This window comes from Actinomyces dentalis DSM 19115, from assembly GCF_000429225.1.
GTDB lineage: Bacteria > Actinomycetota > Actinomycetes > Actinomycetales > Actinomycetaceae > Actinomyces > Actinomyces dentalis.
The window spans coordinates 1-25,264 of sequence record NZ_AUBL01000007.1 but is presented as its reverse complement, the minus strand read 5'-3'; the positions used below and the strand labels follow the sequence as shown (position 1 = coordinate 25,264).

Here is a 25,264-nt window from a genome sequence, read left to right as displayed (position 1 = left end):
CCGGCCGGCGGGGCCTCACTGGGCGAAGTAGGCCGGGGCGTTCTCGGCCAGGGCGGCGTCCATGGTCTGGATGAACTCGTCGACGCCGACGTCGCCCTGGACCAGGAGCACCTGCTCCTGGACCAGCTTGGTGTTGGTGGTGGGGTCGAGCTGGGTGTCCCAGGGCATGAGGGCCGTGCCGGTCACCTTGGCGGCCTCGTCGATGGCCTGCTGGTAGACGGGCAGGGCGTTGTCGGGCACCACCGGGGCGGTGGTGGTCGGCCCGAGCAGCCCCGTGGCCGCGTACTCGTCGGGGTAGCGGCTCAGGGCGAAGCGCAGGAAGTCGTGGATGAGGGGGTCGTAGGTCGCGGCGTTGACGGCCACGCCGATCCCCGAGGGCGCCGCGTACTCGTTGGCCCCCGTCTTGGAGTCGGCGATGGTGGGCAGGGTGAAGAAGCCGATGTTGTCCTGCATGTCCTGGGGCAGGTCGGTGGTGGCCAGGCTCGGCAGCTCCCAGGTGCCCATGTTGTACATGGCGGCCCTGCCGGAGGTGAACAGGTTCTGGGCGTCGGTGTAGCCCACCGAGGAGAAGCCCTTCTGGAAGGCGCCGGCCTGGCCCAGGTCGTGGAGCCACTGGGCCATGGTCCGCCCGGGTGCGTCGGAGAACTTCGCCTCGCCCTTCTTCAGGCTCTTGATGTACTCCTCCCCCGCCATCCGGAAGGGCTGGTAGGCGACGTAGCGCTCCAGGGGCCAGCCGTCCAGGCCGTCCAGGGCGATCGGGGTAACGCCCGAGGCGGCGAGGGTGCGGCACAGCTCGGGGAGCTCGTCCAGGGAGGCGGGGACCCGGGCCCCCGCGGCGGCGAAGAGGGCCTTGTTGTACCAGAACACCTCGATGCCGTACTCCAGTGGGATCATGTACAGCGACCCGTCGTCGAAGCGCTGGTAGTCCAGGGCGGAGGGGCGGTAGTTCGCGGTGATCCCGTAGTTGTCGAGCAGGGCGGCGACGTCGACCATCTGGTTCTTGCTCGCGAGCTTGCGGGCGAAGGGGGTGGCGTCGGTGTCGAAGAGCTCGGGGAGCTTGTTCGCCGCGGCGAGGGTCTCGTACTTCTGGATGTAGGAGGGCCGGTCGGGGGTGGTGATGAGGGTGAGCTTGAAGCCGGGGTGCTCCTGGGCGTACTCCTCGGCGATCGCCTGCATGGTGGTGATGACCGCCCCGCCCGCGGCCCGCGACAGCAGCCACGAGATCTCGCGGGGCTTGATCTCGCCGGGAGGGTCGATGGACACGGGGGACGAGGGCGCCCCGCCCTTGGCGCCGCAGGAGGCGACCAGGGGGGTCATGAGGGCCCCCGCCGCCAGGGCGAGGAACTGGGAACGCTTGAGCTGCATGGTGTGCTCCTTGGGATGGTGGTGGGTTGGCGAGGTGGGATGGCGGCGGGGCGGCCTCAGGCCCGGGTGCGCACGACGAGGGAGGAGCAGGTCGCCTCCCCGTCGAGGCAGGCCAGGCCGACGCGGCCGGCGGCGTGGTCGTAGACGCTGGTGGACAGGCACACGGCGTCGTCGACGCAGCACTGGAGGATCTCCCCGCGCAGGATCACCTCCAGGCGGGCCCGGCCCGCGCTCAGGTCGACGGGGCGCTCGAGCTCGATGAAGTGCGGCACGTCCCCCGACACGTGCCACTGCTCGGGGCCGTGGACGCGCCGCGGCCAGCGGTCCAGCACGAGCCGCGAGGCGCCCGGCTCCAGCCGGAGGCTGTAGCCCGTCTCCCCGCTCGCGTCGGTGCGCACCAGCAGGGAGATCTCCCGCGTGCCCGGCGCCCAGTGCAGGTCGGCGCTCACGCGCGCGTCGGCCGGCAGGTCCGCGCTCAGCACGCGCGAGCGGTAGGAGGCGGCGTCGCCCACGGTCACGGGGGCGGGCAGGGACCACGCCGCGCGGCCGTAGTGGTCCAGGACCTCGGGGGGTATGCGCAGGCGCAGGGAGCCGTCCTCGCGCGGCACGGCCTCCAGGGCCGCCATGGTGCCGGCCCACAGCCACTCGCCGTCGTCGCGCTCCCCCAGGCGCGAGGCGATCCAGCCGAAGAACAGGCGCCGGCCCGACCACGGGGCGGACTTGGCGGCGTAGAGGCCCCGTCCGTCGATGCTGTCGTGGGCGGGGGCGGTCCACGGCCCGTCCGGCGAGCGGGAGATGCGGTAGCGGGTGGTGAAGCGGTCGGTGAACTCGGAGTACACCAGGTACCACCACCGGCCCATGCGGAAGATCTCGGGGCACTCCTGGGTGATGAAGCGGTGCGGGTCCCACAGGGGCTCGACGGGGGTCCAGGTGCGCAGGTCGCGGCTCTCCAGGCGGGCGACGACGCCGCGCCTGCGGTCCGCCCCCCGCGCCCACCGGGCCGCCAGGATGAGGGACCAGGTGGACGACCCGGGGGTCCGGTAGACGAAGGGGTCGCGCCAGTCGGCCGGGTCGTAGCCGTCGGGGGCGCCGAAGGTGTCCTCGGGGTGCTTGGTCCACCGCTCCAGGTCCGGGCTGGTGGCGTGGGCGACCAGCTGGAGGGGGCGCCCGTCGGCGGCCCGCCGCTCGGGGTTGCTGGCCGTGTAGAACAGGTGGTGCAGGCCCGTCTCGTCGCGCACGACGCTGCCGGTGTAGGCGTTGAGGTCCTCCGCCCCGGGCCCGCCCGCCGGCAGGGCCTCGCCGCGGTCCTCGTAGTGGACGAGGTCCTCGGTGACGGCCAGGTGCCACGGCGTGCCCGGCTTGGGGCTCAGGCGCCGCTCGTAGAGGTAGTACAGCCGGATCCGCTCGCCGTCCGCGTAGGGGATGACGTCGCCGACCCAGTGCGGCCGGGGCCGGAAGAATACTTCGTGAACCATCGCCACTTCCTCGTGATCAATCGATTGATCACGAGGATAGGCAGCCCCGGCCGAACTGGTCAAGCGTTTAACCTATGATCGACGACACAGCCGCCGGGCCCGCGCCCGGCCGCCGTCACAGACCCCGGGCGCCCCTACAGGCTGCGCGGACTCCTCAGCCAGCCCGCGCCGGCCTCCCGCAGCCCCTCCCAGCCGCGGGCGCGGGCCCGGTCGGCGGCCAGCACCCCCATGACGGTGGACGGGTTGTGCAGCCTCCCGGCCAGGACGGCGTCGACGACGTCGTCGAAGCGGAACCACGTGGGCACGAACTCGGCCTCCTCGGCCTCGCGCGGGATCCTGGCGGCCTCGGGCAGAGGGCTCAGGCCCCGGGCCAGGAAGGAGCGGCCCCCCTCGGTGGTGAAGCCCGGCGAGGCGTAGACGTCGACCAGCACGTGCCAGGAGGCGGCCTCGTAATCGGTCTCCTCGGCCAGCTCGCGCCGGGCGGCCGTCAGCGGATCCTCCCCGGCCACGTCGAGCAGTCCCGCCGGGATCTCCCACAGCATGGCCCGCACCGGGTGGCGGTACTGGCGCACCATGAGGATCTCCGCGGCGCCGTCGGCCTGAGCGGAGTCCTCCCCCTCCCGCCAGGCGACGACGTTGACGGCGTCATGATGGACCACCGTCTGGCGCCGCACCGGCTCCTGGCCCTCGGACAGGACCAGCCGCTCGTCGTCGACCGCGAAGATCGGGCCCGACCACACCCGGGCGCCGGCCACCACCGCCCGGCCGGAGTCGCGCACGTCGACCAGCTGCTCGCGGCGCCCCCGCGCCCCGCTCATGCCGCCCGCCCCCCGCCGGGGCGGGGCGCGACGCCGCCGACGACGAAGACGTGCGCGAGTGCGGGGGTGCGGGGGCCGGTGCGGCCGTACGTGCTCATCACGGAACGCCACCCTAGCGCCGGTGCGCGCCCCCGGGCGACCTCACCGCGCCGCGCCGGGGCCCGGCGCGGCCACGACCCGGCGCAGCTGGTCGCGCAGATCCCCCTCGTCGGGCAGCCGCGCCCCGGCCTCGGCGGAGCGGTGCCGGGCCCCGGCCAGCGCCCCCGGGTCGCCCAGGAGGGCGGCCACGGCCCCGGCCAGCGCCTCGGCGCGCGGCTCGACGAGCACCGCCCCGCCCCGCGCCGTCTGCGCCGTGCCGCCCACATCGGTGGCCACGACCGCAGCCCCCGCCCGCAGGGCCTCCTGCACGACGATCGGCTGACCCTCCCACAGGCTGGTCTGGACCACGACGTCGGCCGCCCCCAGCAGCGCCGGAACGTCCTCGCGGCGCCCCAGCAGGCGCACGGGCAGACCCCGGGCGCCGATGCGCTCCTCCAGGGCGCCGCGCTCGGGCCCCTCGCCGGCCACGGCCCAGGTCAGCGGGCCCCGCCCGTCCTCCTCCAGCCGGTCGGTCAGCAGCGCGGCCGCGTCCAGCAGCAGATCCAGCCCCTTCTGCGGGGCCAGCCTGGCCACGGTCAGCACGCGCGCGCGACCCCCGCGCCAGGCCGACTCGATGGACGAGGCCGGCGGGGCCAGGCCGTCGGTCGAGCGCGGCGGGGTCGGCACGACGGCGAGCTCGACGTGCTGCGCGCCGCGCTCGCGGGCGCGGCGGGCCAGGTCGGGGCTGACGACCAGGACGTGATCGGCCCGCCCGGCAATGACGGCGGCCAGACGCTCCCCCACGGCGACGGTCAGCCGCCCCCCGACGGGCAGGTTGTGCTCGGTGACCACCAGGCGCGCCCGGCCGGGCCTGCGCCCGCCCAGGGCCAGCGCGGCCAGGGCCCCGGCCCGCAGGCCGTGGGCGTGGACGACGTCGGCCCGCCGCCCCAGCCGGCGCAGGCGGGCCAGGACGCCCGCGTCCCCGGGACTGGGCCGGGCGCCGATGCGCAGGACCCCGGTGCGCGCCCCGCCCGCGTCGGCGCCCGCCAGGACCTGCTCCGGGGCCAGCAGGACGACGTCGTGGCGGTCGGCGGCCAGGAGGCGGGCACACTCCAGGACGTGGCTGCGCACGCCCCCGGCGGCGGAGCCGCACACCTCGAGCACCCGCAGGCACCGCCCCCCGTCGCGCCCGCGGGCGGCCCCGGCGCCCGGCCCGGGGCTCATCGGCCCTCCCGGGTGCCGGCGGGGCGGGGCGCCGGCGCATCCGCGCCCCCGCCCGGGGCCGGACCCGTCCCGCGCAGCGCGCGCAGCAGGGACCGGTCCGCGGCGATCACGGCGGCCAGGACAAGCCCGGCCACGGCCAGGGCCCCGAGCAGCGAGCACGCCAGCGCGGGCGCGGCCCCGCCCGCCGCGAGCGCCACCGAGCGCACCGCGGCCCCGCCGACGGCGGCGACGGGCACGGCGACCCCGGCCGCGCGCGCCACCGGCGCGAGCACCCCCCGCCCCAGCGAGGCCGCCAGGACGGCCAGCAGGCCCGCCCCCGCCACCGTCATGCCCGCGCTCTGCCCCAGCCCCAGCGCCAGGAGGGTGGCCGCCCCGTCCCCCCCGGCGGGCGCCAGGGCGCGCACCATCAGGGCCGAGGCCCCGACGACGGCCAGCCAGCCGGCGGCGGTGGCCAGGGCCGCGCCCCGGGCGCGGTCCGCGGCGAACAGGACCCGGGTGACCTGGTAGATGAGGGCGTAGCCCACCAGGCCCGGCGCCATGGCCACCAGGGCCGCCCCCATGCCGGTGACATCGGTCAGCAGACCGAAGAGCCGCTCCGCCCCCCCGCTCACGGCCACGAGCGCCCCGGCCCCGGCGACGGCGACCGCGCACACCAGGGCCGTGGACGTCGCCGCCAGCCCCCTGGCCCCCCCGCCGGCGTCGTCGGCGGCGAAGGCGGCGGACAGGCGCGGGAAGAGGACCGTGGCCACCGGAACCGCCAGCACCGCGTAGGGCAGGACGTAGACGGCCTGCGTGTACTGGTAGACGGCGACCGTCCCCGCCCGCCCGCCGGCGCGCGCCAGCACGAGGACCGCCAGCACGCTCGCCTGCTGGGCCAGCAGCGTCCACAGGCCGGCCCCGCCCAGGCGCAGCGCCCGCGTGGCGACGGAGCGCTCCAGGCGCAGGGTCGGCCGGATGCGCAGGCCCAGCCGGCGGGCGGGCCGGATCAGGGGCAGGCTCAGGGCCGCCACCCCCAGCGTCGTCCCCCAGCCCAGGACCCGCAGCGCCGCGGCCGAGGGCTCCTGCGACCCGCCGGCGCTCATGCGCCCGTAGACGGCGTAGGCGGCCATGACCACGAGACTGGAGGCGACGGGGGTCAGGGCCGGCCAGGTGAAGCGGCCGTGCGCCTGGAGGACCCCGGTGAGGACCACGCCCACCCCGTACAGGGGCACCTGGAGGGCGAACATGCGCAGGAAGGAGGCGACGAGCCCGTGCTGAAGGGCCGGATCCGCCCCCTGGGAGACGGGGAAGAGCGAGGCCACGGGGCCGGCCAGGAGGGCCAGGGCCAGGCCCGCGGGGACCAGGACCGCCAGCACCGGACCGAGCAGGCCGGAGGCGATGCGCCCGGCGTCCTCGCGCCTGCCCGCGCCCGCCGCCGAGGACAGCAGCGGGACGACGGTGGCCGCCAGCGCCCCCCCGACGACCACCTCGTACAGGACGTTGGGAACCTGGTTGGCGGTCGCGTAGGCCCCGGCGACCGTGCCCGCGCCCACCGTCGAGGCCTGGACGAGCCAGCGCACGAAGCCCAGCGCGCGCGACGCCAGGGTCAGTCCGGCGACCCCGCCCGCCGCGGCGAGAACGCCCCCGCCCCGGGACCGGGACCGGCCGCCCGCCGACCCGGCGCCCTGCGAGGCCGCGCCCATCGCCGCCTCAGGCCTCGCCGCGCCCGACGGCGTCGAGCGCCGCCAGGGCGGGGGTGCGGGCGATGACCCGGGTGAAGGAGACCCTCTCGCTGGCCAGGACCAGGCCGGTGCCGGCGGCGGCGGCCGCGACGCGCACCGGCCGGGCGGGGTGGGCGGCCAGCGCGGTGCCCGCGAGCGCGCCCAGGGCGTTGGCGCCGGTGTCCCCGAGCATGGTCTCCTCCATGAGGTCGCCCGGCAGGGCGGCGGCCGCCGCGCCCAGGCAGCCGGCGGCCAGGGCCCGCGACGCGGCCGCGGCACGGCGCCGGTCGGCCAGGAGGGGCGCGGTCAGCAGGGCGGCGGCCTTCAGGGCCCGGCCCGGACGCAGGTCGAGGAGGTTGTGGACGTCGGCCCACGAGGCGATGGTGACCGCGCTCACGACGGCGTCCAGGGCCGTGGCCGCAGGTCGGCGCAGCGGGGCGGCGGCGGCGCGGTGCCGGGCGAGCAGGACGCCAGCCACCAGGGCCCCCGACCCGATGACGGCGATCTTGACCGCGCCGGTGGTCACGCGCCCGCGGGCCAGGGCGCTCAGGTGCCCCTTGAGGCCCTTGGCGGGGGTCTGGCCGTCGTGGGCCCCGGCGTCCAGGTCGTCGATGAGCCCGGCGGCCCCGGCCGCGCCGGTGGCCGCGACGGCGGCCACGGCCGGGCGCGTCCCGGCGCCAGCGCCCAGGGCCCGGCCGAGCTGCGCGCTCGCGGCGACCGCGCCTGCGGCCACGCCCACCCCCCCGCGCAGGCTCACGGTGCGCCCGCGGAAGTTCACGCGCTCCAGGCGCCGGGCGACGGCGTCGAACTTGGCGATCCCCTGCGACCAGGACAGGGTGGTTCCCAGGGCGGCGAGGGCGGTGGAGACGGCGCCCTCCGGGCGGTGCGGACGGGCTTGGGGTGCGTGGGGCGACATGGGGTCAGCCTATCGGGCCGGTGCGCGGAGGGCCCCGCCGCTAGCCCCGGCCCGGCGCCGGGGGCATGACCGCGTCCGCGCCGTCGTCGAAGCCGTAGGCCCCGCGCGCGCCCCCGATCGTGGCGACCAGGGCCAGGGGCACGGAGACGGCGGCGGCGACCTGGCCGACGGAGTCGACGGTGGTGACCGCGGTCTTGGAGGTGCGCAGCTGGGCGACGAGGTCGGTGGACACGTCGGCGGCCCCCAGGACCACGGTCGGGCTGACGGAGGCCGCGCCGCCCAGGGCGGAGTTCCACGCGGCCGGGGTCGTGCCCTCGGTCGGCGCGGGGCTGGGCGCGGTCCCGGGGACGACGGTCGTGCGCGGGCCGATGACGACCAGGGAGTCGGCGGGGCCGGTGGGCGCGGCGTCAATGGTCATCAGGGGCGTGTCGGAGGCGGTCAGCAGGTCGGACAGCGCGGTGGCGTTCTGGCCGCTCGTGGTCAGGGCGGTGGCCAGGCCCTGGCCGAGGACCGCGTTGGTGTCGTTGGAGGCGGCGCCGCCCAGGTAGCCGGCGAACTGGCCGGAGTAGGTCGAGCGGAAGGTCTCGCGGGCGGCGTCGGCCCACACCGTCGTCAGGGAGACGCGGCCGACGATGGTGGCGCCCGCCGTCTGGAGCTGGGAGGTGACCAGGTCGATGTCGCCGCCCTGGGCCTCGGGCAGCACGACGAGGACGGTCTTGCGCCCCGTCAGGGCGCCGGGCAGGTAGGCGCTGGCGGCGGCCGCGATGTAGTCGTCGCGGTCGTTGACGGCCGCCTCGGTCTGCTCCAGCCGGGTCTTGGTCTCGTTGCGGTCCGCCCGCAGCGAGGTGACCTGGTCGTTGAGGGCCGTCCCCAGGGAGTTCTGCAGCGGGCCGGCGCCCAGGACCACGCCGACGGCGAGGGCCAGGAACACGGAGATGAGCGAGACCAGGTGGTAGCGGAAGTCGATCATGGTGGTGCCTTTACCTGCTCAGACGGAGGGCGTCTTCGGAGCCAGTCCGAGGACGGAGCGGAAGAAATTGATGACGTCGTCCCACATGGCGCCCGACAGCCCCAGGAGGGTCCGGCCCGCCGGGGTGGCCGCCAGGGCGACGAACAGGGCGATGAGCCCGGCCAGGGCCAGGGCCACCAGGTGCCAGCCCGATATGCGGGTGCGGTACAGCCGGGAGACCCCCTTGGCGTCGATGAGGCGCCCGCCCACCTTCAGACGGGTGAGGAAGGTCGAGGACATGCCGGCGCGCCCCTTGTCGAGGAACTCCAGGAGGGTCGCGTGGGTGCCCAGGGCGACGATGAGCTCGGCCCCGGCGGCGTCGGCCAGCAGCATGGCGACGTCCTCGCTGGTGCCCGTGGCGGCGAAGACGAGGTGCTCGACCCCCAGGTCCTCCACGCGCTTGAGCCCGGGCGCCCGCCCGTCGCGGTAGGCGTGGACGATGACCTCGGCGCCGCAGCCCAGGGCCCTGTCGGAGACGGAGTCCATGTCGCCCACGATCATATGGGGCTTGAAACCGGCCTCGAGGACGGCGTCGGCGCCGCCGTCGACCCCGATGATGACGGGCTTGTACTCCCGGATGTAGGGCTTGAGGGCCCGCAGGTCCTCCTTGTAGGAGTAGCCGCGCACGACGATGAGCACGTGCCGCCCGTTCATGTCCGTGCGCACGTCGGGCATGCCCACGCCGTTGAGCAGCAGGTCGCGCTCGCCGCGCATGTACTCCATCGTGTTCGCGGCGAAGGCCTCGAGCTGGACCGCCAGCCCCGCCTTGGCCTCCTCCATGGCGGCCGCCACGCTCGCCGCGGTCTGGACGGTTCCCTGCGCCAGGATCTCATCGGACCCGACCGGGCGGACGGAGCCGCGGTCCGGGGAGTCCTCGGCCAGGTCCAGCACGACGCGCTGGCCCTCCTTGAGGCGCATGACATCGGGGCCCAGATCGTCGATGAGGGGGATTCCCGCCTCTATCAGGATGCCGGGGCCCAGGTTCGGGTAGCGCCCGGAGATCGAGGGGGCGGCGTTGAGGACGGCGGCGGGCCGGCACTCGACGAGGGACTCGGCGGCGACGCGGTCCAGGTCGGAGTGGTCGATGACGGCGAACTCGCCGGCCCTGAGGCGCTTGGCGAGCTTCTTGGTGCGCGCGTCGACCCGGACCACGCCGACGGGCCGGCCCGGTTCCGGGGCGGAGGGCTTGCGGAAGGGGTTCCTCACGCCTGGGATTGTGCCACGGCGGCCTCCTCCAGGAGTTCAGCGGCATGCCTCAGGGCGGCGTCGGAGTCCTCGTGGCCCGAGAGCATGCGGGCGAGCTCCTTCTCCCGCTCCGCCCCCTCGACGGCGGCGACCCGGGTGCGGGTTCGGCCCGCCGGACCGGGCCCGGCGCCGCCGCCCGCCCCGTCCCCGGCCGGCGCCTGCTCCTTGAGGACGACGAGCTGGGTGGCGGCCCAGGCCGCCACCTGGGCCAGGTGGGTGACGACCACCACCTGCGTGCTCCGGGCCAGCCGGGCGAGTCGTCGTCCGACCTCCAGGGCGGCGCGGCCGCCGACCCCGGAGTCGACCTCGTCGAAGACGAGGGTCCGCCGGGTCCCGGCGGCCTCGCGCTCGTGCTCCCCGGCCTCGGCGAGGACCACTTCCAGGGCGAGCACGATGCGGCTGAGCTCGCCCCCCGAGACCCCCTTGCCCAGGGGCAGGGCCGGCGCGCCGGGGTGGGCGGTCAGCAGGAGGGTCACCGTCTCGGCGCCGGTCGGGCCGGCCTCGGCGAGCGGCTCGAACGCGACGCTCAGGCGAGCGCCCCTCATCTGCAGGCCCTCCAGCTCGCCGGTCACCGCCGCCTCGAGCCGCTCCCCCAGGGCCCGGCGGGCGGCGGAGAGCTCGGCGGCGCAGCGGTCGAGGCGCTCATCGGCCTCGGCCAGGGCCCCGGTCAGGGCCTCCGAGGCGTCTTGCGGGCCGTCGAGCTCGGCCAGGCGCTCGGCGATGCGGGCGCGCAGGGCCAGGAGCGCGTCGACGTCCTCGAGCCGCTCCCCGTCGCCGACCTCGCGCAGCACCCGGGTCAGGGCGGCGCGCCGGTCCTGGACCCGGGCCAGGCGCTCCGGGTCGGCGTCGAGGGAGTCCAGGTACTCCCCCAGCTCGGCGGCGATATCGGCCGAGTCGATGGCCAGCCGCCGCATGCGCCGGGCCAGGGTGGACAGGACCGGGTCGACGTCGTGGACGGGGGCCAGGGCGCGCTCGGCCGCGGCGACGAGGGCCAGGACGTCCGGGGCCTGCGAGACGACGGCCTCCTCGTCGCCGGCCAGGGCCGCCCGGGCCGCCGAGGCGGCGCGGCGCAGGTCCTCGGCGCGCTCGAGCCGGGCCGCCTCGGCGGCCAGGCGCGCGTCCTCGCCGGGACCGGGGTCGAGCCGCTCGACGGCGGCAAGCCGGGAGCGCAGCCGGGTCGCCTCGGCGCGACGGGCCCGCGCGCCGGTCCGCCACTCCTCCAGGGCCTCGGCGGCGGCCTGGCGGGCGCGGTAGGCCTCGGCGTAGCGGCGGCACAGCGCGGCGTGCTCGCGCCCGCCCAGGCAGTCCAGGGCGCGCCGCTGGGCCGAGGTCGAGCGGAGCCTGAACTGGTCCCCCTGTCCGTGGACCGACACCAGGTGGGCGCCGACCTCGGACAGGACGGCGGAGGGGACCGCCCGCCCGCCCAGGTGGGCGCGCGAGCGCCCGGAGGCCGGCACGGTGCGCGAGACGATGAGCTCATCGTCCTCCAGCTCGGCCCCGGCCTCGGCGGCGCGCCGGATGGCGGGGGAGTCGCCGTCGAGGGTGAAGACCCCCTCGACGAGGGCGCGCTCGGCCCCCGTGCGCACGATCGTGGACTCGGCGCGCTGCCCCAGCAGCAGGCCGAGCGAGGTCAGCACCATGGTCTTGCCGGCCCCGGTCTCGCCGGTCAGGGCGGTCAGCCCCGGGGACAGGACCAGGTCCGCCTCCTCGATGACGCCCAGGTCCTCGATGTGCAGCGACTCGATCACGAACGCCCCTCCGCGCCGCCCGTCCCCGCCGTCTCGGCCCGCCAGCCCTCGACGGGCAGATCGAATTTGCGCACCAGCCGGGTCGAGAAGGGGGCGTCGTTGAGCCTGGCCAGGCGCACCGGGCGCGGGGCGCGCGTCACCCGGATCCGGCTGCCCGTGGGCACGTCGAGGCAGCGGCGCCCGTCGCACCAGATCTCGGCGCCGCCGAAGCCGGTGCGCTGGACCACGACCTCCAGGCAGGAGTCGGGGCCCACGACGAGGGGCCGGGTGAACAGGGCGTGCGCGGCCAGCGGCACGAGCAGGATCGCCTCGACCTCCGGCCAGATGACGGGGCCGCCGCCGGAGAAGGCGTAGGCGGTCGAGCCGGTGGGCGTGGACACCACCAGCCCGTCGCAGCCGAAGGAGGACACGGCCTGCCCGTCGACGCCGATGGCGACCTCCAGCATCCGGGCCCGGTCGCGCTTCTCCAGGGCGGCCTCGTTGAGCGCCCAGTCGCGGGTGACGGCGCCCTCGGGGGTCTCGACCGCGATGTCGAGGGTCATTCGCGTCTCCACGCAGTAGCGCCCGGCGACGACATCGGCGACGACCTGCTCGACGGCCTCCGGGTCGGCCTCGGCGAGGAAGCCCACGTGCCCGGTGTTGACGCCGACCAGCGGCACGTCGTGCTCGCGGGCGATCTCGCAGGCCCGCAGGATGGTGCCGTCGCCGCCCAGGACGAGGACGAAGTCGACGCCGTCGTCCCCGCCGGGGCCGACGGGCTCGACGCCGTGGGCGCGCAGGGCCGCCTCGGCGCGCGCGACGGCCAGGGCCGTGGGCGCGGCCTTGCGGTGCGGCGGGACGGGCTTGTCGTTGAGATCGCGTTGGAGGACCATGACGCGCCGTATCGGGCGGATGGCGGCGTCGGGGTCGGTCACGGGCGTCTCCCCCCTCTGCCCGCGCCGGGCGATCCGGCCGGGCCCTCGGCAACGGCACGGCGCGCCTCGTCCTCCAGCCCGGGGCCGGTCAGGTCCCCGGGGCCGTGGGCGCGAGCGGCGTGCATGGAGACAAAGTACTCGACGTTGCCGGCGGGCCCGGGCAGCGGGGAGGCGGTGACGGCGTCGACGCCCAGGCCCAGCCCGTGGGCCGCGGCCGCGACCTCCAGCACGGTCTCGACGTGCAGCTCGGGGTCCCTCACCACGCCCCCGCGTCCCAGCCGCCGCCTGCCGACCTCGAACTGCGGCTTGACCATGAGCAGCAGGTCGGCGTCGGGCGCGGCCGCCCGCACGAGGGCGGGCAGCACCAGGGTCAGGGAGATGAAGGACAGGTCGCCCACGACGAGCCCCGGGGCGGGGGCGACCGCCTCGGGCGCGAGGGTGCGCGCATTGGTGCGCTCCAGGACCGTGACCCGCGGGTCGGACCGCAGCGACCAGGCCAGCTGGCCGTACCCGACGTCGACGGCGACGACGTGCTCGGCGCCGCGGCGCAGGAGGACGTCGGTGAATCCCCCAGTGGAGGCCCCGGCGTCCAGGCAGCGGCGGCCCTCGACCCGCGGCGCCAGCCCCCGGGCGCTCAGGGCGTCCAGGGCGCCGGCGAGCTTGTGCGCCCCGCGCGAGACGTAGTCGTCCCCTCCGGGGTCGATGATCTCGATCGCCCGGGCCGGGTCGACCTGCCTGGCGGGCTTGAGGACGACGGCGCCGTCGAGTGTGACGCGCCCGTCGGTCACGAGCCGGGCGGCCTGGTCGCGCGAGCGCGCCAGGCCCCGGCGGACCAGCTCGGAGTCAATGCGTATGAGACGTGCCATGGGGGCGGCGCGCCGCTCAGTCCTCGGCCTCGCGCAGCGCCGCGCTGAGATCCTCGTGGATGTCGGCCAGGGCGGCGGCGCGCTCGTCCAGGGCGAGATCGCCTATGGCCGCCAGGTCCCCGGCGTGGTCCGTCAGGGCCCGACGGGCGGGGGCGCCGGCGCGGGGAGGGGCCGGGACGGGGCGGGGCGCGGGCGGGGCGGGCCGGGCGCTCACCCTCAGCTCCTCGGGGCGCCGACGACGCGCAGCTCGGGGACCTCGGGGGCGCCCCCCGCGTCGAGGCGCTCCCAGACCGCGCAGGCCAGCGCCCGGTAGGCGTCCAGGGCGACGTCGACCGGCCGGCCGGGCCGCGCACGGCGGCGCGCGCCGTCCTCCTCCCACTCCAGGGCGGTCCCGGCCACCCGGGCGCGGCAGGCCCCGGCCCGCCACCAGGGGCCCTCGTCGTCCGCGACCCGGGTCACCCGCGGGTGGGGCTCCAGCAGGCCGCGCAGGTCGGTGTGGAGGAATCCGGGGCGCTCCTCGGGCGCGGCCAGGAGGACGTCGCGGGCGGAGCTGACGCCGGTGAGCACGTGCAGGCCGGCGATGCCGGCGGCGCGGGCCCCCACGTGGTCGGTGTTGAGGCGGTCGCCCACGGCCAGCGGGCGCTCGCCCCCCGCGCGCTCCAGGGCGCGGCGGTAGATGCCGGGGAACGGCTTGCCCGCGGCGAGGTAGTCCTCACCGGTCGCGTTGGCGACGGCGGCCACGAGGCTGCCGTTGCCCAGGGCGAAGCCGCGCTCGGTGGGCAGGGTGGCGTCGGTGTTGGTGGCGACGTGGATCGCGCCCGCGCGAATCGCGTAGGCGCCCTCGCTCATCATGGCCCAGTCGACCGCGGGGTCCCAACCCTGCACGACGGCGGCGGGGTCCTGGTCGGCGCTGTCCACGACGGTGAAGCCCTCGTCCGTCAGGGCCCGGCGCACGCCGTCCCCGCCGACCACGAGCACCCGGGCGCCCGGCTCGAGGCGCTCGCGCAGGAGGGCGGCGGCGTCCATGGCGGCGGTGAAGACCTCGCGGGCGAGGGCCTCGATGCCGTTCGCGGCGAGCTTGTCGACGACGGTCTGCGGCGCCCGGGAGGCGTTGTTGGTGATGAAGGACAGGCCCATGCCCAGCGCCCGGGCGCCGTTGGCGCCCTCGGCCGCGTGCGGGATCCTCGCCTCGCCGGCGAAGCAGACGCCGTCGAGGTCGAGCAGGGCGACGTCGTAGGCCCGGGCCAGCGGCCGGGAGCTGGACAGCAGCGGGGTGGACGGCGCGGAGTCGTCGATCGGTTCGGTCATGTCTCACTCCTCCTCATCCGCCGGGGGCGTCGCCCGGGGATCCTCGGCGTTCTCGACACCGTCGGCGTCGTCGGCCGGGTCCGCGGCCCGGTCCCCGGGATCGGCGGCGCCGACGGGATCGTGGGCGGCGCCGACGGGATCGCCGGACTCTTCGTCGTCGGGCTCCTCCGGTCCCCCCGGCTCCTCCGATTCCTCATCGTCCTGCGCGACGTCGTAGACCTCGATCTCCTCCTCGTCCTCCTGCGGCCCCTCGCCGATGCGCACGCGCACGGCCTCGGCCTCCTCGATGCGGCCGAGCTCCTCCAGCCGATCGGCGCGCACCGAGTGCAGGCGGCGCAGGGTCTCGCGGTCCCCGCGGAACATGAGGATGGCCTCCTCGATGACGACGAGCCCGAGCTCGGTCTGGCCCATCTCGTGGCGGACGCCGGAGACCACCATGGCGATCTCCGCCTCCTCCCGATCGTCGAGCTGAGCGGGGTCCGCCCCCTGGGCCGCCTTGAGCGCGCGGTCCAGGTTGCCCAGGGCGCGCTCGCAGTCCGCCTCGATCGCCCGGTGGAGGTCCAGGCCCGACAGCCGCCTGGCCGCACGGATATCGCGCAGGGCCTCCTGGTAATGGCCCGACAGGTAGGCGGCGATGCCCGCGGACTCGCGGACCACGGCGACGCGCCCGGCGTGCGAGGCGGCGTAGCGGGCGTGCTGATGGGCCAGCTCGGGGTCGGAATCGAGCAGGCGCTGCAGCATGATGAGGTGACGGGCGACGTTCTCGGCGTTGGCGCGTCCGAGGGCCCGCAGCTCGCGTCGCGCGGAGGCCTCGAGATCCTGGGGCATGACGTCCTCGGGCACCGGCGGCTCGGGGACGCGGGCCCGCTGCGGCGGCCGGGAGTCGCGGCGCTGGGCGCCGCCGCGCCGGCCTCGTCCCGCGTCCGCCCTGCTCCGGTCCCGCTCGCCGCGCGCCTCGTCCCATTCGCGGCGCCGTCCGTCGCGCCCGGAGGGGCGGCGGCCGCCGTCCTCGAAGTCGCGACGGCCCGCTCTGCGGCGGTCGTCGAAGGAGCCGCGACGGCGGTCGTCGAAGGAGCCGCGGGGATCATCGCGCCATGCGCGGGCCCCGTCACGGGAACTGCGTCGGTCGTCTCGCGCCTCCCCGGTGCGACGGCGATCGCCGTCGTCCCTGCGGGGCCGGCCTCGCCCGTCGTCGCGCGAGAAGCGGCGCTCGCCGAAGGAGTCCCGATCCTCCCGGCGTCCCCTGGCGGGACGTCCGAAGCCGTGCCGGGCCGATCCCGATGCTCCGCGGCGGGGGGACGGCTCGCGCCTGCTGTGGGCCATGTAGTGTCTCGTTTCCTGGTCGTTGGGGGCGGGTGAACGGCCCGACGATACGGATCCAAGCCTATCGCGTTCCGGCTGGGGGGTGGTCCAGCGCCGCGGCCCCGCTACTCCTCGTGCGGGGTGGCGGGGCCGGTTGGTTGGTGTGTGTTCCGGTGGTGTCCTACTCTTCCGCTCCCTGGTGGGGGCAGTACCATTGGCGCTGGGGGGCTTAGCTTCCGGGTTCGGTATGGGTCCGGGCGTTTCCCCGCCCGCTGTGGCCGCCGGGACGGTGGTGGGGTTGTGGTGCGCGGCCCTGGTGGCCGGCCCCCCCGCGTGTGGGGGGGGGGTGGGGTGGGTTGGTTCTGGGCTGCGTAGTGGACGCGGGGTCTGGTTCGCCGCCCGCCCCGGCGCGCTCTGTTGGCGCCCGTCAGCCCCGGCGCCTGCGGGGCTCCGAGGCGCTGCCGTGCGACTCGGGCAGGACGATGTGGCCGGAGGTGGACACGTCGTGGCGCCAGTTGTGGTCGGTGAGGATCCGGGCCATGGCCAGGCCGACCCCGATGGCGGTGATGACGAAGAAGACCTCGGCCAGGTTGGCGGCGGCCTGCCCGACGGCGACATTGGCGTCCACGGCCCGGTTGTTGAGGGCGGAGATCGCCCGGTAGAAGGGCACGCCGGGGATCATGATGACGACGGCGGGCACCGACAGGGCCACGCGCGACAGCGAGGCGCGCGAGACGAACAGCTGTGCGAGCACGCCGATGGTCACGGCGGCCAGGCCCACGGCGAGCTGCCAGGGCACGTGGAACTCGTCGATGAGGACGAGCCGTCCGGTGTTGGCCAGCGCGCCCACGACGGCGGCCAGCGCCGACGCCTTCGCGCCGGCGTTGAAGAGCATGGAGAAGCCGTAGGCGGCGACGAAGGAGCACAAGCAGCGCAGGACGTGCAGGACCCAGCCCGTGGGGACCGCGGTGCTGGTCGCCTCGACCTGCCAGTCGAACATGAAGGTCACGGTCCACACGGCCACGCCCGCCGAGGCCATGACCATGAGCACGTAGGCCGCCCGCGACAGGGCGCTGGAGAAGTCCTGGCGCACCAGGTCGAGCATGGCGGTGACCATGGGGAACCCGGGGATCAGGAACAGGATCGCCGAGATGACCCCGCCCTCGTGATTGCCGCCGACCGCGCCCGTGGCCTCGAGCAGGCCCACGATGCTCATGTAGACGCCCGAGGCGGCCACGCCGCAGACCAGCCAGGTGAAGAAGTGCTGGTAGCGCCGCGTGAGCATCTGCCGGCGCACCGCCTGCCCGATGAAGGCCGCGACGAGCACCGCCAGGCACTCGACCCAGCCGCCCCGGTTCAGGAAGCAGAATCCCGCGCAGGCGACGCCGGAGGCGGCCGCATTGAGCAGGGGCCCGTAGAGCCCCCTCATGCGCTCCACCTCGTCGAGCTTGGTCTGGAGGTGCTCCACGGTCTCGTGGGCGCGCAGGTCGTGGACGATGCGGCGCAGGGCCTCCAGGCGCGCGACGTTGACGCCGACCCCGCGCACCTCCGCCGTCTCGGTGCGGAACCGGTTCCCCACGTAGGAGGAGGTCACGATCTCGGTCATGGTGACGGTGGCCTCGTGGCGGTCGAGGCCGACGGCGGAGGCGGCCCGCGCCATGGAGGACTTCACCCGGTAGGAGCCCGCGCCCGAGGCGAGCATGAGACAGCCCAGGCGCAGGACGACGGCGGACTGAAGCATGAGGCGATCCGCGTCGAGCTCGGGCCGTGTCGGGTCATAAGGAACTGTGGAATCACTCACGGGTCAATGGTGGCCGACCGGCCGTCCCCGCCGTGGGCGAAAGCCCCCGGGCCCCGCGTGGTCCTCGGCACGTCCCCGTCCGCCGGGGCGGGGCCATCGGATTGACACGGCGCGAAGCGGCTGGTGACATGGGGCCATGACGGGCTCGAAGGGACGGGCGCGCGTGCGCGCCGCCGACGTCGCCGCCGCGGCCGGAGTCTCCACGACGGCCGTCTCGTTCGTGCTCAACGGACGCGACGCCGGGAACATCTCGTCAGCCACCCGGGACCGGGTCCTCAAGGCCGCCGAGGAGCTGGACTACCGGCCGAACTACGTCGCCCGGAGCCTGCGGCGCAACTCCACCAGCTCCATCGGCCTGGTCACCGACGCCTTCGCCTCCTCCCCCTTCGGCGGCAGGCTCCTGGCCGCCGCCACCGAGACCGCCGACGCCGCCGATCACGTCCTGCTCATGATGGACCTCGGCCACCGCACCGAGCGCGCCGCCGAGGCCATCGCCGCCCTGGAGAGCCGTCGGGTCGACGCCATCATCTACGCCACCATGGGCTTCACGCGGCTGAACGAGCCGCCCGCCTCCCGCGTTCCCCTCGTGCTGGCCAATTGCGTGACGCGCGGGCCGGACCGGCCCTCGGTCAGCCCCGACGACGCGGGCGGGGCCGCCGCCGCCCTGCGCCACCTCGCCGATCTGGGGCACCGCCGCGTCGCCATGCTGGGCGGCCACCACTCCCCCGAGCTGCCGGAGGCCGACTCCGGCAATGTGTCGGGACCCATCCGCTGGCGGGCGTTCCGCGCCGCCGCCGCCGAGGCGGGGGTCGAGGCCCGGCACGCGGGCCGCGGCTGGTCGATCCACGACGGCCACGCGGCGGCGATGCGGGTCCTGGACGTCCCGCCCTCCCGCCGGCCGACGGCGCTGTTCGCCGTCTGCGACAGGGTGGCCGCGGGGGCCCTGCTGGCCGCCGCCCGGCTCGGGGCGTCCGTCCCCGAGGACCTGTCGATCATCGGCTTCGACGACCAGGAGGCCCTGGCGGAGAGCCTGGTCCCCCCGCTGACCACCGTCGCCCTCCCGCACGCCCTCATGGGGAAGACGGCGGTCGAGCTGGCGCTCGCCGTCGCGCGGGGGGAGCGGCCCGATCCGCCCCAGCGGGTCCTGCCCTGCCCACTCGTCGTGCGCGACTCGACGGCGCGGCCGCGCTGATGCGCGCCGCCGCGCCGTCGAGTCCCCGCTCCACCGCGCCGGGCCGGACCTCAGGGGACCCGGGGGACGACGTCTCCGGCCTCGACCGCGCCGTCGGCCGGGACCAGCAGCGTCCACGGCTCGTCGTGGCGCCACGTCGCGGGCACGCCCGAGGCCCGGTAGAGCTCGAGCACCGAGCCGTCGACCCAGACCCGGTCGCCGGGGGCGACGTCGTGCTCCCCCAGGTCCGGGTGATCGAGCCGGACGCCCCGGCCGATGACGTCGAGCGCCCAGCGCCGGTCGGCCAGGCTCGTGCGCCCGGCCGGCAGCGGACGGGCGGGCCCCGGCGTCAGGGCGGAGGCGGCGCCCGGGTCGACCTCGCCGGTCACCAGGCCGTCGACCAGCCGCAGACGGCGCGGCAGGCTGAGGCAGCCGGCGTGGTCGCGGACCCGGGGGTCCTGGCCGTCCTGGCGGATCCAGCCCATGAGGAGCGGCGCCTGTCCGGCGGCGGCCACGACCTGGGGGGAGTAGAAGTCCGCGCCCTCGTCCACCGCGTGCGCGCTCCGGGCGGCGAAGCGCAGCGATCCGCCCTCGTCGACGAGGTCGCCCACGGCCGCGACGACGCCGCCGAGCACCCCCCTGTCGTACAGGGACACGATGAGCACCCAGCGCCCGTCGAGGGGGAACAGCTGGGGGCACTCCCAGACGTCCGCCCGGCCGACCGCCGCGAGGACCGGGTCGTCGGCGAGGAGGATCCCCTCGTAGCGCCAGGAGAGCTCGTCGCTGCGGTCGAACAGCGCGATGGCGGGCGCGCCGTCGGCCAGGCCGACCCCGAGGACGGCCAACCGGCGCCCGTCGTGCTCGAAGACGAAGGGGTCGCGCATAATGGCGATGCCGTCCTGCCGGGGCGTGCGCCCGACGACGATCGGCGCTCCCCAGTCGCGCAGATCCGCACTGCCCCACCTCAGGCAGATCGTCGACTGGCGCGAGTCGTCGGCGATGCCCGAGTAGACGACGGCGGGCCTGTCGTGACCCGGGACGAACACCCCCGTCCAGCAGCCGAAGGCGTCGGGCGCCCCCGGTGAGGGCGAGAAGGCGACCGGCTGGAGCTCCCAGTGGGCCAGGTCGCGGCTCGTGGCGTGGCCCCAGGCGATCCGATCGTGCACGGGGGCGTGCGGGTTGTGCTGGAAGAACACGTGCCACACGCCGTCGACGCGGGCCATGCCGTTGGGGTCGTTGAGCCACCCGCTGCGGGGTCGCAGGTGGTAGCTGGTGGTGGGCGCGGTCATAATGCTGCTCCTCTCAGCGGTGCGAGCCGGCGGTCAGGCCCTCGCGCAGCGTCCGCTGCCCGAAGACGAACACGAGGAAGGCCGGAATCATTGAAAGTACCACGCCCGCCAGGACGGTGGCCACCGAACCGGTGCCCATATTGCCCTGAAGGGAGACCAGCCCCAGCGGCAGCGTGAAGTTCTGCTCGCTGATGGTCATGATGAGCGGGCGGAAGAACTCGTTCCAGTGGAAGTTGAACGCCAGGATCCCGACGATGGCCATGCCCGGCATCGCCAGCGGCGCGTAGATGGACGCGAAGATCCGCCACGGGCCGGCGCCGTCGATTTCCGCCGCCTCCCCCAGCTCCGCGGGCAGGCCCAGGAAGTACTGGCGCATGAGGAAGGTGCCGAAGGCCGTCGGAATGGCGGGCAGGATGAGGGCGAGCAGGGTGTCGGCCAGGTTCATGCCCCGGATGAGCATGAAGACCGGCACGATGGTCACCTGCATGGGGACCATCATGGTCGCCAGGATGAGGGCGAACAGGAGGTTCTTGCCCCGGAATTCGAATCGCGCGAACACGTAGCCCGCCATGGCGGCGGAGAGCATCTGCCCGACGGCGATGATTCCGGTGACGAGCACCGAGTTGAGGGTGAGCATCCACATGTCGACTTCCTTGAACACCGCCGGGTAGGAGGAGAAGTCGAGGCTGCTGGGGATGAATGAGCCGTCGGCGGACAGGGACTCGGCGGGGGGCCGCATGGACGACAGGACCGTCCAGATCACCGGGGCGAGGGTGATCAGACTGGCCAGGGCGAGGATGACGTAGGTGGCTGCCTTCTTCATGTCGGAACTCCTCAGCCGTAGAAGACGAAGCGCCGGGACAGGCGGAACTGGACCGCCGTGACCAGCATGATGACAACGGTCAGGACGATCCCGATGGCCGAGGCCCTGCCGAATTCGAGCTGCTTGAACGCGGACTCGTAGATCACCATGACGGCGGTCCGGGTGGAGTCGCCGGGTCCGCCTCGGGTGAGCACGTAGGGCTGGTCGAAGATCTGCAGGGCCGAGATGATCGCCATGACGGAGGCGACCAGCGTCGTCGGGCTCACCAGCGGGAACGTGATCCTCCAGAACTGCTTCCAGCCCGTGGCGCCGTCGACCTGCGCGGCCTCGTAGACCTCCTTGGGGATCGAGGACAGGCCGCCCAGGAACAGCAGGAAGGAGAAGCCGAAGTTCTGCCAGACGTACACGAGGATGACCACGATCATCGCCCCGTGCGTCGAGGTCAGCCACGGGACGTCGGCCATGCCGAGCAGGTTGAGGACGTGGTTGACCAGCCCGAAGTTCTCGTTGAACAGGTAGCCCATGATGATCGACACCGACGCGGCCGACAGGACGAGCGGGAAGAACAGCACGGAGCGGAAGAACGACTTGAGGAGCCCGGGCATCCTGGTGTTGACGAGCACCGCGAGCACGAGGGCGACGGCGAGCTGCAGGGTGACGGCGACGACGACGAAGCCGATGGTGTTGAGGAACGACACCCGGATCGTCGGGTCGGCCGCGATATCGGCGAAGTTCTCCAGGCCGACGAATCTGGGGGGCGTGATGATGTCCCACGAGAAGAAGGCCAGGACGACCGAGGCCAAGATCGGCAGGAAGGTGAACAGGCCCAGTCCGATGACGGTGGGGGCCAGGAACAGTCCGATGAGAAGCTTGCGCTGCATGTTCATGCCTCCAGGGCTCGGGTGAGGTCCTCGTCCAGCCGCTCCAGTGCCGCGGGGAGTTCTGCGGCGGAGCCGGTGACGGCCCCGAGGACGTTCTTGATGAGAGCGGTCTCGACGGCGGCCTGCTGCGGCGGCGCCGGGATCGGCGCGCAGGGCAGCTGGTCGAGGGTGTCGTAGAAGACCTTCCAGTGGGCGGGGCCCTTCTGCGAGTACAGGGCCTCGTTGCACATCGAGCGGCGGGTGGGCGTGGTGTTGGGGGACGGGAAGGCGAGCTGCATCCCCTCCCGCGACGTGCAGAACTTCACCCACTCCCAGGCCTCGTCCTTGCGCTCGGACGTTTTGAGGATCGCGTATCCGGCGGCGCCGAACTGGTGCCGCTGGGTGCGCCACTTGGGGAAGTAGGCGACGTCGTAGTCCTGAGGCGTCAGGCCGGCCTCGCTCAGTCCCTGGACCCAGAAGCCCCCTGCGGGGGTCATACCAATGGAGCCGCCGGAGAACTGGCCGACGAGCTCGTTGCCGCCGCCCTGGGCGGGGCTGGTGCCCAGCCCCTCCTCCACCAGGGCGCGCACGAACTCGAAGGACTCGGCGACCTTCGGGTCGGAGGCGTTGGAGCCCTCCCACAGGAAGCCGCCGGAGTAGGCGCCCTTGTGGTCGGGGTAGAAGCGGTCCCACAGCCACTCCCCGCCGGGGGACTTGGTCTCGGTCAGGAAGCTGGTGTCGTTGATGTAGAGCCACGGCACGATCCCGCCCCACAGGCGGTTGGTCCAGTAGAACGGCACGAAGCCCGAGCCCGCCGCCTGGCGCATCTGACGCGCCATTGTCAGGAAGTCCTGGTGGGTCCAGTCCGCGGCCGGGTAGGGGACGCCGGCCCGCCGCATCGCCTCGGTGTTGAAGTACATGTTCGCGGCGTTGAAGTCGATGGGCATCTGGTAGAAGGAGCCCTTGTACATGAAGGCCTCGATGAGGCTGGGGTGGACGTCGTCGAAGTAGTCCTGCACCTGGGCGGCGTCGCGCTTGATGAACTCGTCCAGCGGCTCGGCCAGACGCTCGGCGAAGAGCTGGGCCCCCTCCGTGGCGACGACGCACACGTCGGGCGGGGTGCCGGCCGCCACCATGGTGAGGATCTTGGCGAAGAAATCGGCCCAGTCCGTCCCCTGGATGGCTTGGAGGCGGACGGGGATGTCGGGGTGGCGGGCGGTGAACGCGTCGACGAGGGACTGCCTCGCCGCGGCGTCCTGGTTCGTCCCCAGGATCGCGATCGACAGCGAGTCGTCGTGCCTGCCGGGGATGTCCGCGCCCGTGAGGCGCGGCCACTGGCTGCCGAGGAGGGCGAGGGAGCCTATCCCCACCGCCCCGGCCAGCAGACCGCGCCGGGTGAGCTGTGTCATCGTTGACCTCCTACCTAATTCGATTTAGGTTTCGGTCAGAGTAGCCGGTGGCGTGATCGGTGTCAAGGAGCCGACGGGACTCGTCGGTGCCCGCCAGCGGGGTTTGCTCCGCTGCGTCTCCTCGCCCTTCGCCGCCTTCGCCGCGTCTCTTCTCCCGTGCGGCGGTGGGGTGCGGCGGGTGTGGGTGTGGGTTTGGCCCGCGTGGGGGTGGGCGCCTGGTTGGGGCGCCGGCCCCGCGCGGGCCGGTGGTGTGTGTTCCGGTGGTGTCCTACTCTTCCGCTCCCTGGTGGGGGCAGTACCATTGGCGCTGGGGGGCTTAGCTTCCGGGTTCGGTATGGGTCCGGGCGTTTCCCCGCCCGCTGTGGCCGCCGGGACGGTGGTGGGGTTGTGGTGCGCGGCCCTGGTGGCCGGCCCCCCCGCGTGTGGGGGGGGTGGGGTGGGTTGGTTCTGGGCTGCGTAGTGGACGCGGGGTCTGGTTCGCCGCCCGCCCCGGCGCGCTCGGGCGCTGGTGCGGGTGTGCGTGGGCGTGTGGGTGTGTGGTTCGTGTCGGCCTATTAGTACCGGTCGGCTGAGCCCGTTGCCGGGCTTGCACCTCCGGCCTATCGACCCAGTGGTCCACTGGGGGCCTTCCACAACCCCCCGGGGGGGTTGTGCGGGGACCTGGTCTTGGAGGTGGTTTCCCGCTTAGATGCCTTCAGCGGTTACCCTTCCCGGACGTGGCCAACCAGCGGTGCCCCTGGCGGGACAACTGGCGCACCAGAGGTCCGTCCGTCCCGGTCCTCTCGTACTGGGGACGGGTCTCCTCAAGTCTCCTGCGCGCGCAGAGGATAGGGACCGAACTGTCTCACGACGTTCTAAACCCAGCTCGCGTACCGCTTTAATGGGCGAACAGCCCAACCCTTGGGACCTGCTCCAGCCCCAGGATGCGACGAGCCGACATCGAGGTGCCAAACCATGCCGTCGATATGGACTCTTGGGCAGGATCAGCCTGTTATCCCCGGGGTACCTTTTATCCGTTGAGCGACGGCCCGTCCACACGGAGCCGCCGGATCACTAGTTCCTGCTTTCGCACCTGCCCGACCCGTCGGTCTCGCAGTCAAGCCCCCTTGTGCACTTGCACTCGACACCTGGTTGCCGACCAGGCTGAGGGGACCCTTGAGCGCCTCCGTTACCCTTTGGGAGGCAACCGCCCCAGTTGAACTACCCGCCAGGCACTGTCCCTGACCCGGATCACGGGCCCAGGTTCAGGCGCACGACACGGCCGGAGTGGTATCTCAACGACGACTCCGCGCACCGCTGACGCGGCGGCCTCACAGTCTCCCACCTATCCTGCACGAGCCGAACCGGGCGCCAATACCAAGCTGCAGTGAAGGTCCCGGGGTCTTTCCGTCCTTCTGCGCGCAACGAGCATCTTTACTCGTAATGCAATTTCGCCGGGCCCGTGGTGGAGACAGCGGGGGAGTCGTTACGCCATTCGTGCAGGTCGGAACTTACCCGACAAGGAATTTCGCTACCTTAGGATGGTTATAGTTACCACCGCCGTTCACTGGGGCTTGAATTCACCGCTTCACCCCCGCAAGGGGGGCTGACGGGTCCTCTTGACCTTCCAGCACCGGGCAGGCGTCAGTCCGTATACATCGCCTTGCGGCTTCGCACGGACCTGTGTTTTTAGTAAACAGTCGCTCCCCCCTGGCCTCTGCGCCCCTCCCCCCCAACGGGCCAGCCGTTTCAGGGTTCGGGCCCCCCTTCTCCCGAAGTTACGGGGGCGTTTTGCCGAGTTCCTTCACCACGGTTCGCCCGTGCGCCTGGGCATGCTCTGCCCGACCACCTGTGTCGGTTTGGGGTACGGGCGGACCGGCCCCTCGCGTCGAGGCTTTTCTCGGCGCCACAGGATCACCCTACTTCCCCGGCCCCACCGGGCCGGGTCACCATCGCGCCTCACC

General features: G+C 74.3%; 20 protein-coding genes and 3 rRNA genes. 1 reads left to right on the top strand and 22 read right to left on the bottom strand.

The genetic code is table 11. The features are described 5' to 3' along the window. Positions 1–15: 15 nt before the first annotated feature. From G446_RS0102805 to G446_RS0102720, 16 genes are all read right to left on the bottom strand, one after another. Complete coding sequence (locus G446_RS0102805; protein ID WP_034468870.1) at positions 16–1,365, bottom strand: ABC transporter substrate-binding protein; 1,350 nt, start codon at positions 1,363–1,365, stop codon at positions 16–18. Between the two features lie 56 nt (positions 1,366–1,421). Beyond that, positions 1,422–2,840, bottom strand: coding sequence for a glycoside hydrolase family protein (locus tag G446_RS0102800; protein WP_026408995.1), 1,419 nt, complete (start codon positions 2,838–2,840; stop codon positions 1,422–1,424). 134 nt (positions 2,841–2,974) lie between these two features. After that, on the bottom strand, positions 2,975–3,658 hold the full coding sequence (locus tag G446_RS0102795; RefSeq protein ID WP_026408994.1) for an NUDIX domain-containing protein: 684 nt from the start codon (positions 3,656–3,658) through the stop codon (positions 2,975–2,977). A gap of 141 nt (positions 3,659–3,799) precedes the next feature. After that, entirely contained in the window at positions 3,800–4,960 is a 1,161-nt protein-coding gene (locus G446_RS0102790) for a glycosyltransferase family 4 protein (RefSeq protein ID WP_026408993.1), read from the bottom strand. Continuing rightward, positions 4,957–6,642, bottom strand: coding sequence for a murein biosynthesis integral membrane protein MurJ (gene murJ / locus G446_RS15560; protein WP_051285594.1), 1,686 nt, complete (start codon positions 6,640–6,642; stop codon positions 4,957–4,959). The genes G446_RS0102790 and murJ overlap by 4 nt, the downstream gene beginning before the upstream one ends. 7 nt (positions 6,643–6,649) lie before the next feature. Then, complete coding sequence (locus G446_RS0102780) at positions 6,650–7,576, bottom strand: hypothetical protein (RefSeq protein WP_026408992.1); 927 nt, start codon at positions 7,574–7,576, stop codon at positions 6,650–6,652. 40 nt (positions 7,577–7,616) lie between these two features. Continuing rightward, the gene (locus tag G446_RS0102775; protein ID WP_026408991.1) at positions 7,617–8,546 is read right to left on the bottom strand and encodes a copper transporter; all 930 of its coding nucleotides are present in this window, start codon (positions 8,544–8,546) and stop codon (positions 7,617–7,619) included. Positions 8,547–8,564: 18 nt separating this feature from the next. Next, positions 8,565–9,791, bottom strand: coding sequence for a putative cytokinetic ring protein SteA (gene steA / locus G446_RS0102770; protein ID WP_026408990.1), 1,227 nt, complete (start codon positions 9,789–9,791; stop codon positions 8,565–8,567). Continuing rightward, positions 9,788–11,578: a DNA repair protein RecN gene (recN, locus tag G446_RS0102765; RefSeq protein WP_026408989.1), complete on the bottom strand. Its 1,791-nt coding sequence runs from the start codon at positions 11,576–11,578 to the stop codon at positions 9,788–9,790. The genes steA and recN overlap by 4 nt, the downstream gene beginning before the upstream one ends. Next, complete coding sequence (locus tag G446_RS0102760; protein WP_026408988.1) at positions 11,575–12,450, bottom strand: NAD kinase; 876 nt, start codon at positions 12,448–12,450, stop codon at positions 11,575–11,577. Before G446_RS0102760 ends, recN begins: the two co-directional genes overlap by 4 nt. Positions 12,451–12,488: 38 nt before the next feature. Beyond that, a complete protein-coding gene (locus G446_RS0102755) occupies positions 12,489–13,358 on the bottom strand; it encodes a TlyA family RNA methyltransferase (protein WP_026408987.1) in 870 nt (289 codons plus the stop codon). A gap of 16 nt (positions 13,359–13,374) precedes the next feature. After that, on the bottom strand, positions 13,375–13,572 hold the full coding sequence (locus G446_RS0102750; protein WP_026408986.1) for a hypothetical protein: 198 nt from the start codon (positions 13,570–13,572) through the stop codon (positions 13,375–13,377). A gap of 2 nt (positions 13,573–13,574) precedes the next feature. Next, complete coding sequence (locus G446_RS0102745) at positions 13,575–14,666, bottom strand: HAD-IIA family hydrolase (RefSeq protein ID WP_026408985.1); 1,092 nt, start codon at positions 14,664–14,666, stop codon at positions 13,575–13,577. Between the two features lie 3 nt (positions 14,667–14,669). After that, on the bottom strand, positions 14,670–15,989 hold the full coding sequence (locus G446_RS21415) for a hypothetical protein (RefSeq protein ID WP_342664140.1): 1,320 nt from the start codon (positions 15,987–15,989) through the stop codon (positions 14,670–14,672). A gap of 147 nt (positions 15,990–16,136) precedes the next feature. Continuing rightward, positions 16,137–16,254 (bottom strand): 5S ribosomal RNA (gene rrf / locus G446_RS0102730). Positions 16,255–16,395: 141 nt separating this feature from the next. Next, positions 16,396–17,709, bottom strand: coding sequence for a threonine/serine exporter family protein (locus G446_RS0102720; RefSeq protein ID WP_084778909.1), 1,314 nt, complete (start codon positions 17,707–17,709; stop codon positions 16,396–16,398). 196 nt (positions 17,710–17,905) lie between these two features. On the opposite strand from G446_RS0102720, the gene G446_RS0102715 reads away from it, so the two are divergent. Then, a complete protein-coding gene (locus G446_RS0102715; protein WP_026408983.1) occupies positions 17,906–18,961 on the top strand; it encodes a LacI family DNA-binding transcriptional regulator in 1,056 nt (351 codons plus the stop codon). 50 nt (positions 18,962–19,011) lie between these two features. Here the strand turns inward: G446_RS0102715 and G446_RS15550 are convergent, their stop codons facing one another. The 6 genes from G446_RS15550 to G446_RS0102685 all read right to left on the bottom strand — a co-directional run. Beyond that, on the bottom strand, positions 19,012–20,229 hold the full coding sequence (locus G446_RS15550) for a glycoside hydrolase family 32 protein (protein WP_051285593.1): 1,218 nt from the start codon (positions 20,227–20,229) through the stop codon (positions 19,012–19,014). Positions 20,230–20,242: 13 nt separating this feature from the next. Further along, a complete protein-coding gene (locus tag G446_RS0102705; protein ID WP_026408982.1) occupies positions 20,243–21,052 on the bottom strand; it encodes a carbohydrate ABC transporter permease in 810 nt (269 codons plus the stop codon). A gap of 11 nt (positions 21,053–21,063) precedes the next feature. Continuing rightward, positions 21,064–21,933 carry a carbohydrate ABC transporter permease gene (locus G446_RS0102700; RefSeq protein WP_026408981.1) on the bottom strand — a complete coding sequence of 290 codons (870 nt, stop codon included), beginning with the start codon at positions 21,931–21,933 and terminating at the stop codon, positions 21,064–21,066. Between the two features lie 2 nt (positions 21,934–21,935). Continuing rightward, positions 21,936–23,321 carry an ABC transporter substrate-binding protein gene (locus G446_RS0102695; RefSeq protein ID WP_026408980.1) on the bottom strand — a complete coding sequence of 462 codons (1,386 nt, stop codon included), beginning with the start codon at positions 23,319–23,321 and terminating at the stop codon, positions 21,936–21,938. Positions 23,322–23,576: 255 nt separating this feature from the next. After that, positions 23,577–23,694: ribosomal RNA gene (gene rrf / locus G446_RS0102690) — 5S ribosomal RNA — on the bottom strand. A 160-nt stretch (positions 23,695–23,854) separates the two neighbouring features. Then, positions 23,855–25,264 (bottom strand): 23S ribosomal RNA (locus tag G446_RS0102685); the annotation flags it as partial.

Excerpts from the sequence above, each read along its gene's own strand:
- G446_RS0102795 (WP_026408994.1), bottom strand. The coding sequence starts at position 3,658 with ATGAGCGGGGCGCGGGGGCGCCGCGAGCAGCTGGTCGACGTGCGCGAC.
- G446_RS0102760 (WP_026408988.1), bottom strand. The coding sequence starts at position 12,450 with ATGGTCCTCCAACGCGATCTCAACGACAAGCCCGTCCCGCCGCACCGC.
- G446_RS0102715 (WP_026408983.1), top strand. The coding sequence starts at position 17,906 with ATGACGGGCTCGAAGGGACGGGCGCGCGTGCGCGCCGCCGACGTCGCC.
- G446_RS0102775 (WP_026408991.1), bottom strand. The coding sequence starts at position 8,546 with ATGATCGACTTCCGCTACCACCTGGTCTCGCTCATCTCCGTGTTCCTG.
- G446_RS0102745 (WP_026408985.1), bottom strand. The coding sequence starts at position 14,666 with ATGACCGAACCGATCGACGACTCCGCGCCGTCCACCCCGCTGCTGTCC.
- G446_RS0102695 (WP_026408980.1), bottom strand. The coding sequence starts at position 23,321 with ATGACACAGCTCACCCGGCGCGGTCTGCTGGCCGGGGCGGTGGGGATA.
- G446_RS0102755 (WP_026408987.1), bottom strand. The coding sequence starts at position 13,358 with ATGGCACGTCTCATACGCATTGACTCCGAGCTGGTCCGCCGGGGCCTG.
- G446_RS0102805 (WP_034468870.1), bottom strand. The coding sequence starts at position 1,365 with ATGCAGCTCAAGCGTTCCCAGTTCCTCGCCCTGGCGGCGGGGGCCCTC.
- G446_RS0102790 (WP_026408993.1), bottom strand. The coding sequence starts at position 4,960 with ATGAGCCCCGGGCCGGGCGCCGGGGCCGCCCGCGGGCGCGACGGGGGG.
- G446_RS0102800 (WP_026408995.1), bottom strand. The coding sequence starts at position 2,840 with ATGGTTCACGAAGTATTCTTCCGGCCCCGGCCGCACTGGGTCGGCGAC.
- murJ (WP_051285594.1), bottom strand. The coding sequence starts at position 6,642 with ATGGGCGCGGCCTCGCAGGGCGCCGGGTCGGCGGGCGGCCGGTCCCGG.
- G446_RS0102780 (WP_026408992.1), bottom strand. The coding sequence starts at position 7,576 with ATGTCGCCCCACGCACCCCAAGCCCGTCCGCACCGCCCGGAGGGCGCC.
- G446_RS21415 (WP_342664140.1), bottom strand. The coding sequence starts at position 15,989 with ATGGCCCACAGCAGGCGCGAGCCGTCCCCCCGCCGCGGAGCATCGGGA.
- G446_RS0102705 (WP_026408982.1), bottom strand. The coding sequence starts at position 21,052 with ATGAAGAAGGCAGCCACCTACGTCATCCTCGCCCTGGCCAGTCTGATC.
- G446_RS15550 (WP_051285593.1), bottom strand. The coding sequence starts at position 20,229 with ATGACCGCGCCCACCACCAGCTACCACCTGCGACCCCGCAGCGGGTGG.
- G446_RS0102700 (WP_026408981.1), bottom strand. The coding sequence starts at position 21,933 with ATGCAGCGCAAGCTTCTCATCGGACTGTTCCTGGCCCCCACCGTCATC.
- G446_RS0102720 (WP_084778909.1), bottom strand. The coding sequence starts at position 17,709 with ATGCTTCAGTCCGCCGTCGTCCTGCGCCTGGGCTGTCTCATGCTCGCC.